15 protein-coding genes are annotated in these 14,329 nt (G+C 51.3%); 5 read left to right on the top strand and 10 right to left on the bottom strand.

Going from position 1 to position 14,329, the window contains the following annotated elements:
* Window positions 1-13: 13 nt before the first annotated feature.
* The 3 genes from BMY09_RS02090 to BMY09_RS02080 form a co-directional block, all read right to left on the bottom strand.
* Window positions 14-790 (bottom strand): enoyl-CoA hydratase, encoded by a 777-nt coding sequence (locus BMY09_RS02090; RefSeq protein WP_091353262.1) that lies wholly within the window; start codon window positions 788-790, stop codon window positions 14-16.
* Between the two features lie 79 nt (window positions 791-869).
* Window positions 870-2,027: an acyl-CoA dehydrogenase family protein gene (locus BMY09_RS02085; RefSeq protein ID WP_091353260.1), complete on the bottom strand. Its 1,158-nt coding sequence runs from the start codon at window positions 2,025-2,027 to the stop codon at window positions 870-872.
* A gap of 274 nt (window positions 2,028-2,301) precedes the next feature.
* Window positions 2,302-3,795, bottom strand: a complete 1,494-nt coding sequence (locus BMY09_RS02080; RefSeq protein ID WP_091353258.1) for a CoA-acylating methylmalonate-semialdehyde dehydrogenase — start codon at window positions 3,793-3,795, stop codon at window positions 2,302-2,304.
* Window positions 3,796-4,032: 237 nt separating this feature from the next.
* Here BMY09_RS02080 and BMY09_RS02075 point away from each other — a divergent pair, with 237 nt between their 5' ends.
* Window positions 4,033-4,950 carry an AraC family transcriptional regulator gene (locus BMY09_RS02075; protein ID WP_175483415.1) on the top strand — a complete coding sequence of 306 codons (918 nt, stop codon included), beginning with the start codon at window positions 4,033-4,035 and terminating at the stop codon, window positions 4,948-4,950.
* 53 nt (window positions 4,951-5,003) lie between these two features.
* Window positions 5,004-5,414 (top strand): VOC family protein, encoded by a 411-nt coding sequence (locus BMY09_RS02070; protein WP_091353255.1) that lies wholly within the window; start codon window positions 5,004-5,006, stop codon window positions 5,412-5,414.
* A 33-nt stretch (window positions 5,415-5,447) separates the two neighbouring features.
* Here BMY09_RS02070 and BMY09_RS02065 read toward each other — a convergent pair whose 3' ends face one another.
* Window positions 5,448-5,885, bottom strand: coding sequence for an Lrp/AsnC family transcriptional regulator (locus BMY09_RS02065; protein ID WP_091353252.1), 438 nt, complete (start codon window positions 5,883-5,885; stop codon window positions 5,448-5,450).
* A gap of 131 nt (window positions 5,886-6,016) precedes the next feature.
* On the opposite strand from BMY09_RS02065, the gene yjeH reads away from it, so the two are divergent.
* The gene (gene yjeH, locus BMY09_RS02060; protein ID WP_091353249.1) at window positions 6,017-7,291 is read left to right on the top strand and encodes an L-methionine/branched-chain amino acid transporter; all 1,275 of its coding nucleotides are present in this window, start codon (window positions 6,017-6,019) and stop codon (window positions 7,289-7,291) included.
* A gap of 34 nt (window positions 7,292-7,325) precedes the next feature.
* Here yjeH and BMY09_RS02055 read toward each other — a convergent pair whose 3' ends face one another.
* On the bottom strand, window positions 7,326-7,727 hold the full coding sequence (locus BMY09_RS02055; RefSeq protein ID WP_175483414.1) for an MAPEG family protein: 402 nt from the start codon (window positions 7,725-7,727) through the stop codon (window positions 7,326-7,328).
* 91 nt (window positions 7,728-7,818) lie between these two features.
* Between BMY09_RS02055 and BMY09_RS02050 the strand changes: the two genes are divergently transcribed.
* A complete protein-coding gene (locus BMY09_RS02050) occupies window positions 7,819-8,394 on the top strand; it encodes a TetR/AcrR family transcriptional regulator (RefSeq protein WP_091353243.1) in 576 nt (191 codons plus the stop codon).
* A 22-nt stretch (window positions 8,395-8,416) separates the two neighbouring features.
* Here the strand turns inward: BMY09_RS02050 and BMY09_RS02045 are convergent, their stop codons facing one another.
* Entirely contained in the window at window positions 8,417-9,073 is a 657-nt protein-coding gene (locus tag BMY09_RS02045; protein ID WP_091353240.1) for a TetR/AcrR family transcriptional regulator, read from the bottom strand.
* A 284-nt stretch (window positions 9,074-9,357) separates the two neighbouring features.
* Here BMY09_RS02045 and BMY09_RS02040 point away from each other — a divergent pair, with 284 nt between their 5' ends.
* Window positions 9,358-11,406 carry an NADH:flavin oxidoreductase gene (locus BMY09_RS02040; protein WP_091353239.1) on the top strand — a complete coding sequence of 683 codons (2,049 nt, stop codon included), beginning with the start codon at window positions 9,358-9,360 and terminating at the stop codon, window positions 11,404-11,406.
* A 142-nt stretch (window positions 11,407-11,548) separates the two neighbouring features.
* On the opposite strand, the gene BMY09_RS02035 is transcribed toward BMY09_RS02040, so the two are convergent.
* From BMY09_RS02035 to BMY09_RS02020, 4 genes are all read right to left on the bottom strand, one after another.
* Window positions 11,549-11,827, bottom strand: a complete 279-nt coding sequence (locus BMY09_RS02035) for a DksA/TraR family C4-type zinc finger protein (protein WP_091353237.1) — start codon at window positions 11,825-11,827, stop codon at window positions 11,549-11,551.
* A 41-nt stretch (window positions 11,828-11,868) separates the two neighbouring features.
* Window positions 11,869-12,687, bottom strand: a complete 819-nt coding sequence (locus BMY09_RS02030; protein ID WP_091353234.1) for a pyrroline-5-carboxylate reductase family protein — start codon at window positions 12,685-12,687, stop codon at window positions 11,869-11,871.
* Between the two features lie 310 nt (window positions 12,688-12,997).
* Complete coding sequence (locus BMY09_RS02025; protein WP_091353232.1) at window positions 12,998-13,384, bottom strand: NifB/NifX family molybdenum-iron cluster-binding protein; 387 nt, start codon at window positions 13,382-13,384, stop codon at window positions 12,998-13,000.
* A 206-nt stretch (window positions 13,385-13,590) separates the two neighbouring features.
* Entirely contained in the window at window positions 13,591-14,304 is a 714-nt protein-coding gene (locus BMY09_RS02020; RefSeq protein WP_091353229.1) for an Ntn hydrolase family protein, read from the bottom strand.
* Window positions 14,305-14,329 lie beyond the last annotated feature (25 nt).

The raw sequence follows: 14,329 nt of genomic DNA, 5'->3' as shown, positions 1-14,329 counted from the left end.
TCCTGTATGCCGCTTAGCGGTTTTTCCACTGTGGGGCACGTTTACCCAGGAAGGCATTCACCCCCTCTTTCTGATCTTCGGTAAAGAACAGATCGACAAACAGTTCCCGCTCGAGAATATAACCGGCACTCCAGTGCTGGGTGCGGTTGTTCTGGATCAGCTGCTTGCAGGACGCTACTGCGGTTGGGCTCTGCTGAGCCACGTTTGCCGCCAGCTCCAACGCTTTTTCCAACGCCTGCCCCTGCGGCACAACCTCTTCCACCAGGCCTATCTCCTGAGCTTTCGCGGCTTTAATGCGCTCACCGCAGAGGATCATCCGTTTGGTCCAGCCCTCACCCACCAGCATAGTGAGGTTCTGGGTGCCACCAGCACAGGGCAGCAAGCCTACTTTGGCTTCCGGCAGCGCCATCTGTGACTGCTCTTCGGCGATACGGATATCACAGGCCAGTGCGACCTCCAGACCACCGCCCATGGCAAAACCATTGATGGCTGCGATAGAGACCCCGCGGAACTGGCTCAGGGTTTCAAACGCTTCACCAAAATAACGCGCTATATCCCGGGCTACACTGCGATCGCCCTCGGCAAACAGGTTCAGATCCGCTCCGGCTGAGAAGAATTTTTTGCCCTGTCCGGTAATCACCAGACTATAGATATCACGATCAGCGTTCAGCTCTTCCACCAGCGTTTTAAGCCCTTTAAGACTCTCTTCTGTCCAGGTATTAGCTGGCGGATTATTCATTGTCAGCAAGGCAATACTGCCCCGCTTCTCAACTATCAGCTTGTCGGTCATGGTGATCTTCCTTTCTGTTCAACTCTGTTCTTTATCCGGGAAGCTAACAACCCCGGTTCTGGTTAATCTAACCCGCGATTTACAGCAGCTCTGCGGCATTTTGCATTAGCAAACGACGGGCGATAATCACATTCATAATCTCGTTAGTGCCTTCAAGAATCCGGTGCACCCGGTTATCCCGCAGGAAGCGTTCCATCGGATACTCTTTGATATAACCGTTCCCCCCAAAAATCTGCAGCGCTTCATCGGCAACGTTATAACCAACATCAGTGGCAAAACGCTTCGCCATCGCACAGTAGGTGGTTTTATCCGGATGGTTATTATCCAGACGGGCTGCCGCCATACGCACCATCTGCCTGGCAGCCACCAACTCGGTGGCAGCGTTAGCCAGTTTAAACTGCAACGCCTGGAAGTTCGCCAACGACTGACCAAACTGCTTTCGTTCATGCATATATTCGGTGGCTTTATTCAACGCCTGCTGAGCGGTACCCACAGAGCAGGTGGCGATATTGATGCGCCCACCATCCAGGCCCCGCATCGCGATCCTGAAACCATCGCCTTCCTGACCAAGAAGCGCCGAAGCTGGAATACGCACATCCTCAAAGGTAATCATCCGGGTTGGCTGACTATTCCAGCCCATCTTCTCCTCTTTACGGCCATAGGTGATGCCGGGCAGTGTGGCATCAACGGCAAACGCGGAGATCCCTTTCGGCCCTTCCTCTCCCGTACGCGCCATCACCACCAGGCAGTCGGTTGCACCGGCACCAGAGATGAAGATTTTGCTGCCGTTCAACAGATAGTCATCGCCATCACGGCGGGCAGAGGTTTTCAATGATCCGGCATCGGAACCGGCATTGGGTTCCGTCAGGCAGTAGGAGGCCAGCTTCTCACCGGCGGTCAGTTGCGGACACCACTGCTGACGCACATCCTCTGCGCCAAACTCGGAGATCATCCAGGTGGCCATATTATGAATCGTGATAAAGGCGGTGGTCGAGGTACATCCCATCGCCAGCTGTTCAAAGATAATGCTGGAATCTAACCGGCTCAGGCCCAGACCGCCAACATCCTCATGGGAATAGAGGCCGCAGAAACCGAGCTCTCCCGCGGCTTTCAGCACATCAACGGGAAAGGTCTGCTGCAGATCCCACTCCCCGGCATTGGGTTCCAGTTCATTCTGAGCAAACGCGCGCGCCATATCGGCAAACGCCACCTGTTCCTCATTCAGTTCAAAATCCATAGATGCTCCGTACTTAACACAGGTAGATTCTTATTATTACTCTGAAGAGTCAGAGTGTATTTAACGACTAATCCCATTTTTGTTGGCTGAGCGTAATGAGCGCCGGTGAATCAAGGCAAAAGCTGGCGCAAAGGCGGAGTTGACTGTTGTCAATATTCGCAAAGCTCACCCTTACGGGCCGTCCTTCGGACGTTGTGGCAGTTAACTGCCGCTGAGCACTTTAAGCCAGCTTTTAACGCAGAGTCACCAAGCGCAATAGCTCAGGCGACAAAAATTATTTCAGATGTATCGTGGTGTTAACCCCGGTATCAATATCATCCTCAAACCAGCGTGCAGTGACGGTTTTAGTCTCGGTGTAGAACTTAACTGCTTGCTTCCCATAGGCATGCTGATCACCGTAGAACGATTTTCTCCAACCAGTGAACGAGAACATAGGCAGTGGCACGGGTACCGGTACGTTGATACCAACCTGACCCACTTTAATCTCGTGCTGATACTTACGCGCAGCTGCACCGGATGAGGTAAAGATGGAAGTACCATTACCGTAAGGGTTTTCGTTGATCAGTGCGATCGCTTCTTCAATGGTATCCACTTCCAGTGTAATCAGTACCGGCCCAAAGATCTCTTCCTGATAGATGGACATATCCCGGGTGACGCCTCTGAACATGGTTGGGCCAACCCAGTTCCCGTCGGGAAATCCTTCAACGACACACTCAGAACCATCCAGAATACACTCGGCACCAGCATCTTTACCTTCCTGAATAAAGTTCAGGATTCGTTGTTTGGCCTGTGGGTTAATCTGTGGGCCATAACCCGCTTCAGGGTCATTCCAGGCACCGGGGCGCACTTTAGCCAGGGCATCACGAACCTCTGGAATCCACTCCCGTGAATTACCGACAAATACGGCGACCGAAATTGCCATACAGCGCTGACCTGCGGCACCGACAGAGGCTCCGGCAATGCTGTTGACCACCTGATTCTTAGCGGCATCCGGCATAATCACCATATGGTTCTTAGCCCCGGCAAACGCCTGTACCCGCTTCATCTTATCAGTACCGGTACGGTAGATATGCTCACCGACCGCGACAGAACCAACGAAAGAGATCGCTGGCGTATCTTTGTGCGTCAGCAACTGATCAACAACATCTTTGGTGCCGTGAACTACCTGCAGCAGACCATCCGGGGCACCGGCTTCTTTAAACAGCTCTGCCAGACGCATCGGCGTCAGCGGGTCTTGTTCGGATGGTTTCAGGACAAAGGTGTTACCACAGGCAATTGCCATGGGGAACATCCACAGAGGAATCATCGCCGGGAAGTTAAACGGGGTAATACCCACACAGACACCCAGTGGTTGAGTGATGCTGTAGCAGTCGATCTTGCGGGCCACGTTTTCAACCGTCTCCCCCATGCTCAGTGAAGCAATATTGCAGGCGTGCTCGACCACTTCGATACCGCGCCACACATCCCCCTTAGCGTCTTCAAAGGTTTTACCGGTTTCCTGTGACAGCAGCTCAGCAATCTGATCATGATTCTCTTTCAGCAACGCCTGATAACGCAGCATCAGACGGGCACGCTCACCGACAGGGGTCTCTTTCCAGGATTCAAACGCGGCTTTTGCGGCTTCGACCGCCTGATCTACTTCGGCAGGCGTCGCACAAGGTACCTGAGCAATGACTTCCTGGGTGGCAGGGTTGGTTACCGGAATCCAGTTTTCACTGCGGCTCTGAACCAGTTCACCATTGATCAGTAGAGGGACTTGCTGAGACATGTTTTGCACCTTTTTTATAGTTCAGTTTTTATAATTCAGTTCTTGCTTGTTTTTGTCACGGTTAGAACAGGACCGTTTTCCCGAATACAGAGGGGGCACCATGGATTCAATTAAAGCACAGCTTCTGACTGCAGATGATTCATAATGTTGCTATATTAATGGACTATATTGCTATTTAATACATGAATACCCTTACAAACCCTTTATACCCTATACTACCTTAGTCGAGCAGACCCGATGAGCACACCGTCAAACTGGCCTCTTCCGCCCCAGAGCATCCGCTTTATCATACCCCACAAAATCATCGAAAAACTCAGTAATAACAAGCTTTCAAAGGATCTTTACCCACTCGGCGCCGGCTATTATAAAGAGGCAGAAGGCCACCGTATGGAGCGCCTGGAACATGATGATCATCTACTGATATATTGCCTCGATGGCAAAGGTAAAATTCGCGTTAACCAGAAGAATATTGCGGTAAATAGCGGTGATCTGATTGTGTTACCCCGGGGCACAGCTCATCAATATGCATCCAGTCTGAATATCCCCTGGACCATCTACTGGTGTCATTTTGAAGGGGCGCTGGCAGATGACTTTATTACTCATCTGCAAATCTCAGAACAGAAACCGGTGGTTCACTTAGGGCTGCACAGTAGTCTGGTGAGTGAGTTCGATGCCCTGCTGGAAGCACGACATAGCAGCTACCATCTGAACGCCTTTATCAATGCGGCAAACCAGTTGCGGCAGATACTCACCCATATTGCGCTGCTACAGCCGCTGGTACGCAGCCAGGATGCCGACAGTTTTGATCTGGAAAAAATTCACAGCCTGATGCAGGCTCGTATTCATGAACAGCTGGATATCGATACCCTGGCGGCCAGCGTTAACCTGTCAAAATATCACTTTATTAAGAAGTATAGAGATATCACCGGCACCACACCGATCAACCACTTTATCCATCTGAAAATTGAACGCGCCTGTCACCTGCTGGATATCAGTAGCAGAACCATTGCAGAGGTGGCCTTTATGGTGGGCTATGAAGACGCTTATTACTTCTCCCGCGTTTTCAAGAAGGTGATGGGTATATCACCCACCCAATATCGCAAACTGCAGGTCGGCGCCTGGTCGTATAAGAGCTTTAAAACCGCAACCGTTTAATTTAGTTTATAGTGACTAAACGATTACCTGACACAGTTTTAGCAGAGGTGAATATGGCACTTAACATTGCCGGAATTGATCATATCGTATTACGCACTACCCGGCTGGGGGAGATGCTGGCGTTTTATTGCGGAGTCCTGGGCTGTATCGTTGAACGGGCCCTACCGCCGGAAACAGGATTGGTGCAACTACGCGCAGGGGATGCGCTGATCGATCTGGTGATGGTCGACAGTGAGTTAGGACGCGAAGGTGGCGGCCCTCCGACAGCAACAGAGAATAATATGGACCATTTCTGCCTGCTGCTTGAGCCGATCACTGAAGATGAGATCCGCGAGCACCTCAAAAAGCATAAAATAGCCTTCGGGGATTTCACAGAACGCTATGGCAGTGAAGGCTTCGGACTATCCACTTATATTCAGGACCCTGAAGGCAATACCGTCGAGCTCAGAAGCAAGAACGGGTAATAAGTGAAAACACCTGGGGATCGCTGATGAGCATCAACCGGGTGATTGCTCCCAGGTTTGCAGTACCATATGGGTGACAATCTTAGCGCCCTGGGGTAATTTATTATCAATTTCAGCAAGAATATCGTGCAGACGCTGCATCTCTGAAAATTCGATATACACCAGAAGATCCACTTCGCCGCTAATACCATGACAGTACTTTACTTCAGGGTACTGCATCACCAACTGAACCAGCGGACGGCATTTATAACCACCGTGCTTAATTTCAAAATAGGCTCTCAGAGGCCCACTTTCGTCGGCCTTAGTCGAGGTCAGCACCTGATAGCCCAGAATCTCGCCCTGCTCCTCCATTCGTTTTATCCGTTCAGAGACGGCTGGGCGGGACAGATTTACCTGTTCAGCAATAGCGGAAACGCTCTGCCGGGCATTTTGCCGAAGTGCGGCGATTATTTTCTGATCAAAACTATCCATGGGTTAACCTGAGTATGCAAAACGTCGGCAATATAGTGAAAAACCTACAGATTGACAGTAAACCACGACGTAACGATTTTAACATCGGTCGTACACTCTACTGACACACTATACGTTATCTGGACTAAAGGATGCCTAGGCTAAATCAAACAATAACCCGCTGGCAAGGGATGGGACTGATTGCCACCACTCTGCTGGGAACCGGGGTCTTTATTCTGCCACAACTGACCATCGTTGCAGCCGGCGATAAAGCGATCTGGGCCTGGGTTATTCTGTTGCTGGGTATTCTGCCACTCACCTGGGTATTTGCCCAACTGGGACGACGCTTCACCCACGCCGCTGGCCCCGCTTATTTTGTTGAGCGGGCGTTCGGCCCCCTAGCCAGCAGGGTTATCGGGTTGCTGTTTCTGTTCTCTGTGCCTCCCGGCGCTGCAGCAGCCCTGGTGATGACATTCAAGTTTCTGGAACCCATCATTACGCTTTCACCAGAACAACAACTCTGTGGCGAGCTGCTGGTTTTTTTACTGCTGTTTTATATTAACCGTCGGGGACTACAGCTCTCGGGCCGTATTCAGATGGGACTGACCCTGACCATTCTGTTGGTGGTTGCCCTGATGCTGGCGACGACACTGATTCAGACACCCATCACCGATGCCACGTCCATCAGGTCTCAGTCTGTTATTATGGGCGATTACAGCGGCCTGATGCAGGCGATAGGGCTGGGTATCTGGAGCTTTCTGGGTATAGAAGCCGTCACCCATCTGGCGAGTGAATTCAAAGATGTGCAAAAAGATTATATCCCGGCAACCCTGACCGGCGTTTTGCTGGTAGGTCTGATCTATATCGGTTGCACCTGGCTATCGATGCAGGCCCCCGATCACCCGCTGGCAATGGTCGGCCTGTTTGAGATGCAGTTTGGCAACAGTGGTCGCTGGATTATCGGAGGCTTAGGCTTTATCAGCGGCATCGCGATGATCAATATCTATTTTGCCAGTCTCTCCCGTCTGGCCTGGAGTTTCAGTCACGATGGCATCCTGCCCCATCAGTTACGCTCACTTAACCAATACAGGGTCCCCACGACAGCACTGATCACCTTTATACTGATCTCTGCACTGATGCTGTTGCTCAGCTATCTGGCCAGAATGAACTTCACCTTGATGGCCCATTGGGTAAACGGTTCCTTTGTGGTGGTGTATTCCGCTTCAATGCTGGCCGCGTGGAAGTTACTGGATAAACGTTGCAGGCCAGCAATAGCGATCAGCCTGATAGCCTGCGGGGTGTTTATCTACTGCCTGGGCAGTGCAATGCTTTACGCACTCTTGCTAGGCTTACTGATAACAATGATCTTGCTGGGACAGCCACTATGGAAACAAACTCATCCCGCCGATGAGAACCTGAAGCCGTAAGCCTGACGCTAGCGGATTCACACGGTCCTGGTAGCTAGATCTGCTCGATAAGCAGATTAATCCATAGCAGTAATACACATAGAATCCCACCACCATACAGGTACATACGATAGAGGACTTTATTACTGGTCAGATGAACCCAGGCCTGTGCAGACCTGAAAAGAACAAACGCCCAGGCAAGTAGAAGCCCCGCCGTGTTCTCCACCCCCGATACGATATACAGCGTGCCAACCACGTAAAAAAGGCAGGGTACCTCAAACATGTTGTTGTAACATCGGCCGGTTTTAATCATCTGCTCAGGCAGGGCTTCACCCTGCATCAGTTTAAAATAGCCTGCAGGAACCTCACCGTTGCGGACGCTGGATAATCTCTCTCTGACCAGCAGAACTCCGATTAAGATTGTTAACAAGGTTACTGCCGCGATTGCATAGATCATGATTTCTAATCCTCCCAATTTAATAACTCTTGATGCTAACAAGAATCTATATATGATAAAGATCATATTTAGATATTTATGAGTAATCGTTATGCCCTATTCAAGGGAACATAAACAAAACAGCAGAGAGAAAATCCTGCAAAGCGCTTACCGGTTATTTTCAACCAAAGGCTTTGACAACGTGACGGTGGACAGGGTGATGCAGGACTGCTCATTGACCCGGGGAGCCTTTTACGGACATTTCAGAAGTAAATCAGAACTGTACAAAGAAGCGCTGAAGTTTGCCGCGTCAAACAGCAAACTGGCCGATATAAAACCTGAAGGACTCTCATCCCGGGAATGGCTGAGCGTGCTGCTGGATGGCTATCTGAGTCTTGAACATGTATATGGGGAAAGGCCCTGCCCTTTGGCTTTTCTGGCGACCGATATCGTCTCCCGGGATAAAGAGACCCATAAAACCTATGCCCAGGTATATACCAGAATGAATCAGCTGATTCTGGACTATGCCGGCAGAGATACGGTGAAAAATAGCCAGGATGTTTTCTCACTCACATCAATGATCATTGGGGCTGTAGCGGTTTCGAGAACTCTGGAGGATCAACAACAGGTACAGCAGATTTTATCATCCTGCCGTCAGCAAGCGCGGTTGATGTTAGGGGGGATATAAAAAAGCCCATTCCCCCCAATACTCAGTCATCCCCTGCCTGTTTATGTCGCGCATAGAAACGTTCCAGCTCCCGCGGTTCCGGTGTCTGCCCGGTAAAGATCTCGACATAGTCTGAGATCCGCTGCAATCGGGTGGAGATATCTTCGTCGGATTTCATCGAAATATAACCGATCTGTGTCAGATAGATAGTACGTGCGCGAACATCGGCTTTCAGCGGTTCATAGCCAAAACGGATAAACATCTGCCGTAACGCTTCCAGGCGCGCTTCATCCGCCAGACCTATCTGCTCGGCAACCTCTGCCGACTGCAATGCCCAGCTGCGAACAGCGAACTCAAACTGAGAATCAAACAGATCCTGATTCAGCCAGCAATCAAATACATTCAGGATCGCTTCCGCAATGGTCTCGGCATAGGCCTGTGACTGCGCCACCAGATTACCACTGTTCTTATCCCGCCACTTCTGCAACAGGGCATTCAACAGTTCGTCCCGATCTTTAAAAAACCAGTAAAAGCTGGTGCGGGATAGCTTCAGCTTTTTAGCCAGTGGTTGAATACGTACCGCATCAACCCCGGTCTCAACCACAGTATCGTAGGCGGCCTGCAACCAGAGGTCTGCCGAACCGCGCCAGCCACTGCCTGCGGATGTTTCGGCATTCGTTTTATCAAGTGCACTGCTCATAGGTTAGGGTTGTTCCTTCTGCTCTGCGGAATCGGATAGATTGGCCGGACAGTCAAAATGTACATAAGTGTCGAAGCTAAGTAAACCTACCGGCGGTGTTGCCGGGTTTAGGGAACAGGACTTTAGCAGTTTACCTGATACAGAGAGAAAAACATCAATGAACAATTTATTGACATATATGTACATTATGTCTATTTTTTAGCAAAACAGAGTGTAGAGAACTTATCTGTAGAGACTTATGTGTAGAGAGTTTATCTACAAAAAACTTATCCGGAGAGGCTGAAATGTCTAACGATCCACTACTGCAACCCTATCAACTCAAACATCTGCAGCTGCGTAACCGCATAATGATCACCTCTCACGAGCCGGCCTACTCAGAAAACGGGATGCCCACTGAACGCTATCGAGCCTATCACGTGGAACGGGCCAAAGCGGGGGTCGCGCTGACAATGACGGCCGGCTCTGCAGCGGTATCGCTGGATAGTCCACCGGTCTTCGATAACCTGCTGGTGTATAAAGATGAGATTGTGCCCTGGATGAAAGATCTGACCGACGAGTGTCATGAACATGGCACCGCAGTGATGATTCAACTGACCCATCTGGGGCGCCGTACCCGCTGGGATAAAGGCGAGTGGTTGCCGGCAGTCTCCCCGTCCCATCACCGTGAACCCTCTCATAAAGCGTTCCCGAAAAAGATCGAAGACTGGGATATCGATCGCATCATCAAAGACTACACCGACGCGGCTGAACGGATGTATGCGGCAGGCCTCGATGGTATCGAACTGCAGGCGTATGGCCATCTGATGGATCAGTTCTGGTCTCCCCTGACCAATACGCTGGATGGACCTTACGGTGGCGATCTGGATAACCGTCTCAGATTTACCTTTGATCTGCTGAAATCGATCCGCCAACGGGTAGGCAATGAATTTATTGTCGGCTTGCGCTATACCGGCGATGAGATGCTGCCGGGCGGTCTGAACGCTGCGGATGGCCTGTCCATCTCGCAACGCCTGAAAGACTGTGGCATGGTCGACTTTCTCAACGTCGTGCGTGGTCACATCGACACCGATGCTGGGCTAACCGATGTGATCCCGATTCAGGGGATGCGTAACTCTCCCCATCTGGATTTCGCCGGCGAGATCCGCTCAGCAACCGACTTCCCGGTCTTCCACGCCGCAAAAATTCCGGATGTTGCCACCGCCCGTTATGCTATCGCCAGCGGCAAGGTCGATATGGTGGGTATGACCCGGGCACATATGACCGACCCCCATATTGTGCGTAAGATCATCGCAGGCAAAGAGGATAGTATTCGCCCCTGTGTCGGTGCCAACTACTGCCTTGACCGCATCTATCAGGGTGGAGCCGCCTACTGTATACACAATCCGGCAACCGGTCGTGAACTGACCATGCCCCACGAGATTGCAAAAGCACCACAGCAGAAAAAAGTTGTTATTGTTGGTGCCGGCCCCGGGGGGCTGGAAGCCGCCCGGGTTGCCGCAGAACGGGGCCATGAGGTAGTCGTGTTTGAAGCTGCCAATGATGCCGGCGGGCAGATCCTGTTAACCTCTCAAAGCCCACGTCGCCATGAGATGATCAGCATCATCGACTGGCGTATGCAGCAGTGTGAGTCGATGGGGGTGAGATTCCACTTCAATACCTATGCCGAAGCCGACACGGTATTAGCGGAAGATCCCGATGAAGTGATTATCGCCACCGGTGGTCTGCCGGATACCGAGGTGCTGCAAAGCGGTAATGAACTGGTGGTTTCAGCCTGGGATATAATCTCCCGCAGTGTCAAACCCGGTACCAATGTGCTGCTGTACGATGATGCCGGTGACCACGCAGCGCTGCAGGCCGCCGAGGTCATCGCCAATAGCGGTGCCAGAGTCGAGATTATGACACCGGATCGCAGCTTTGCTCCCGAGGTGATGGCGATGAACCTGGTACCCTATATGCGTACCCTGCAGCAAAAGGAGGTTACCTTCACCGTCACCTACCGTCTGCACTCGGTGGCCCGTGACGGCAATGAACTGGTGGCGACAGTCGGCAGTGACTACGATGACGGTAGCCGCGATTTTACTCAGAGCCGCCGCATCGATCAGGTAGTCGTCAACCACGGCACCCTGCCGCTGGATGATCTGTACTTCGACCTCAAGCCCCATTCCGTTAACCTGGGTGAAGTGAACTACGATCAACTGATTGCGGGCACCCCTCAGACCCTGGAAAAAAATAGCGCGGGTAAATTCCGCTTATTCCGTATCGGTGATGCGGTATCGGCACGTAATACCCATGCGGCGATCTATGATGCCTTACGACTGGTAAAAGATCTCTGAAACGATTCGAAAAGATTAAAGGCTGGGCAGGTTTTACAGTGAGATGTAAAACCGCCCTGAACGACTGTTGAGGGGGCTCATTTTCAGGGCCTTTTTTTCAGGAGCTCATTTTCAGAAGCTTATTTTCTGAGTCTCAGACTGGCTATCTGAGCTGGCTGTCTTTACTACCGCGGCGATTAATACCAGCCGAGCTGACCTGCTGTTTTTCCAACTCCGACTGACACTTAATACAGAGACGGATGCCGGGAATCGCCTGCCGCCGTTTCTCAGGAATAGGCTGATCACACTCTTCACAGTGGGTTAAGCTTTCCGCCGCACTGGAACCCGCATTTAAACGGCTGCGCGCCAGCGCAACAGCATCTTCAACACTGGCATCAATCTGATCCTGAACGGCGCCATCACGCGCCCAGCCACCGGCCATACTCTATCCTCAACCCTTTTAGAAATAAACTGATCTGATCATCAATCAACAGACGATATAATCTGTGACTTCTTGTAAGCAGCATCCAGCCCCTCTGCGATAGCATCGGCCAGCGGTGAGGCCTGCATCGCATTTAACCCCGCCGCGGTGGTGCCCGCATAGTCAATCATAGCCTTAACCTGCTCTGCTGGCGAAGCCTCTGCCGTGGCCATGACAACCCCACTGGCATGAAAAAGCTGCCGTACCGCCCGTTCGGCTATGGCCGGATCGATACCGGTTTTAACGGCATAATTCACCATGCAATCCGCATAATAGGCGACAAACCCCGGTACCGGGCCGATCAGCGCAGTGAACTGATCGATCTGATCCTCACTGGCAACCTCATCTGTCTGACCAATCGCGTTAAACAGCGCCTGCGTCGCTTCACGATCCTCCGCCGTCACTTCACTACTGGCACACCAGGGGGAGTAAGCCAGCCCTTTTTCCGCCGCAGGATTGGACATCGCCCGGATCACCCGCTCAGCGCCGGTACGATGCTGAAGCTGCTCAATGGTAACCCCCGCGGCCACGGAGATTAGCAATCCGTGGCGAGACTCTACCCGGATATCCAGTGTCGCTGACAGTGCAGGTGGTACCGCGATAATCACGATGTCACAGTGGTCGATCAGATCCTGATTACAGGTGGTAAACTGTATCGCTGCTTTTGATTCCACTGATTCAAAGCCGGCACGATTATTTGAACGGCTGGAGATCCACAGTTTCTCAGGTGCAACAAGCCCGCTGCGAAGTAACCCATGAGCGATGGCCGCACCAAGCTGGCCAGTGCCGCCAATAATACCGATACAACGTTCTGAGATCATGTCGACACAGGCTCCATAAATTCACACAACGAGGCTGATACAGCCACAAAATATAACCACCATTCTAGCGCATCCGCACGGAGAGTTTCCTGTCTTTACGACCGATATCTGCCGCATAACGACCGGGTAACAATAGCTGAAATAAAAACAACAGGATTAAAAAGAAGTTTGAAAAAGGGTGGTGGCAAAAGAGCCATTAAGTGTAGCGAGTCTGAGAAAAGGCAGAAGGCAGCCAGAGCACGACCAGAAAGATAGCCCCGAAAACAGAGGCCCGGATAGAAAGCTCAGTACTGCCCGTTGCAGATAGCTATCAGTTATGTGATGAGAAAGTATCCCTTACTTTGCACACCAGTCCGCCTATGGGGCGGGGTTTCGGGGGAGTAACCTGCTTGTTCAGATAATCAGCCACTGCTTTTTCGGGGTCTGCTTCAGCCGTCAGTACGGCATTGATACCCCGCAGAGCCATTTTATTCACGAAATTATCTCCGGCGCTGGCACCGATCACCACATCACAATCGGCTAACGGGTGGGGCATATCATCCTTATAATAGTGAAACACCAGCTCTCTGGGCAGAGTGATCATCTCGACCAGTTTTATCTGATGTATTGCGTCCGACTGAAAAATAATCCAGCTTTTGCATTTACCGATATGTCCGGCGACCGAAATACCATCTCTGCTGGCAACTGCTATTTTCATCTGAATACCTCAATCAGCACGTTGAATTCATCATTAAACTTCAATCTGCCATTGCAAATCACGGCTCCAGTTTACTTAAGTTCAGCGATCAAACCCTGACCTGAAGCAGTGTTTGGCTACGCCAACCAAAAAAAATGCAGCCTGTGTGGCTGCATTTTCATTCTAAGGTGGTGCAGGCACAATGCTGTGCCCCATACAGTTCGTGCTCAACTCAGGGTTAATCGCGGCATCGCATCTACCGCACTTTCCATCGCTTTGTTCCAGAGTTTGCGCAGATCCCTCATATACTCATCGTCTTCGCCGAATGAACGGTAACGGCCTAAAGTAAGGCTACCATGTTGAAGAATGTAGAGTTCAATCGGAGGGCCAACGGTCAGGTTACTTTTCAGCGTCGCATCCATCGAAATCAGACCGCAGACGATCGCTCTGTCAATGGTGGTGCTTTCCTGAATGACCCGGTCTAATATCGGTTTACCATATTTTATTTCACCGATCTGCAGATAGGGTACCTGACGCGAACTGGCGATATAGTTTCCCTGTGCATAGATCATGTAGAGTCCACTGAGCGAGCCGAGAATCTCGCCAGCCAGCAGAAACGTGGCTTCAAATACCGCTCCCCCACCGGCCTTTTCCTGAACCGCAACACTCACCTTACCGATATACTCGGCAGCCTGATGCATATCCGCAACCGTCAGCAAGCTGGTCTCGGCAGTGTTCTTAATATCCCGTTCGATCGCCGCGATGACCGCCTGAGTGGTCGCCAGATTGCCCGCACTACAGATGACAAACTGACGTTCACCGGGAATACCATACCGCCACATTTTGCTATAGCTGCTAATGTTATCCACCCCGGCGCTGGTGCGGGAGTCGGAAATCATTATAGTTGCTTCATTGGTTCTGATACCCACACAGTAGGTCACGGTTCTCTCCTAAATACCCTGATTA

It is taken from the genome of Amphritea atlantica (assembly GCF_900111095.1).
Taxonomy (GTDB): Bacteria; Pseudomonadota; Gammaproteobacteria; order Pseudomonadales; family Balneatricaceae; genus Amphritea; species Amphritea atlantica.
The sequence above is the reverse complement of the archived record's forward strand: the minus strand, read 5'-3'. Positions and strand labels throughout refer to the sequence as shown.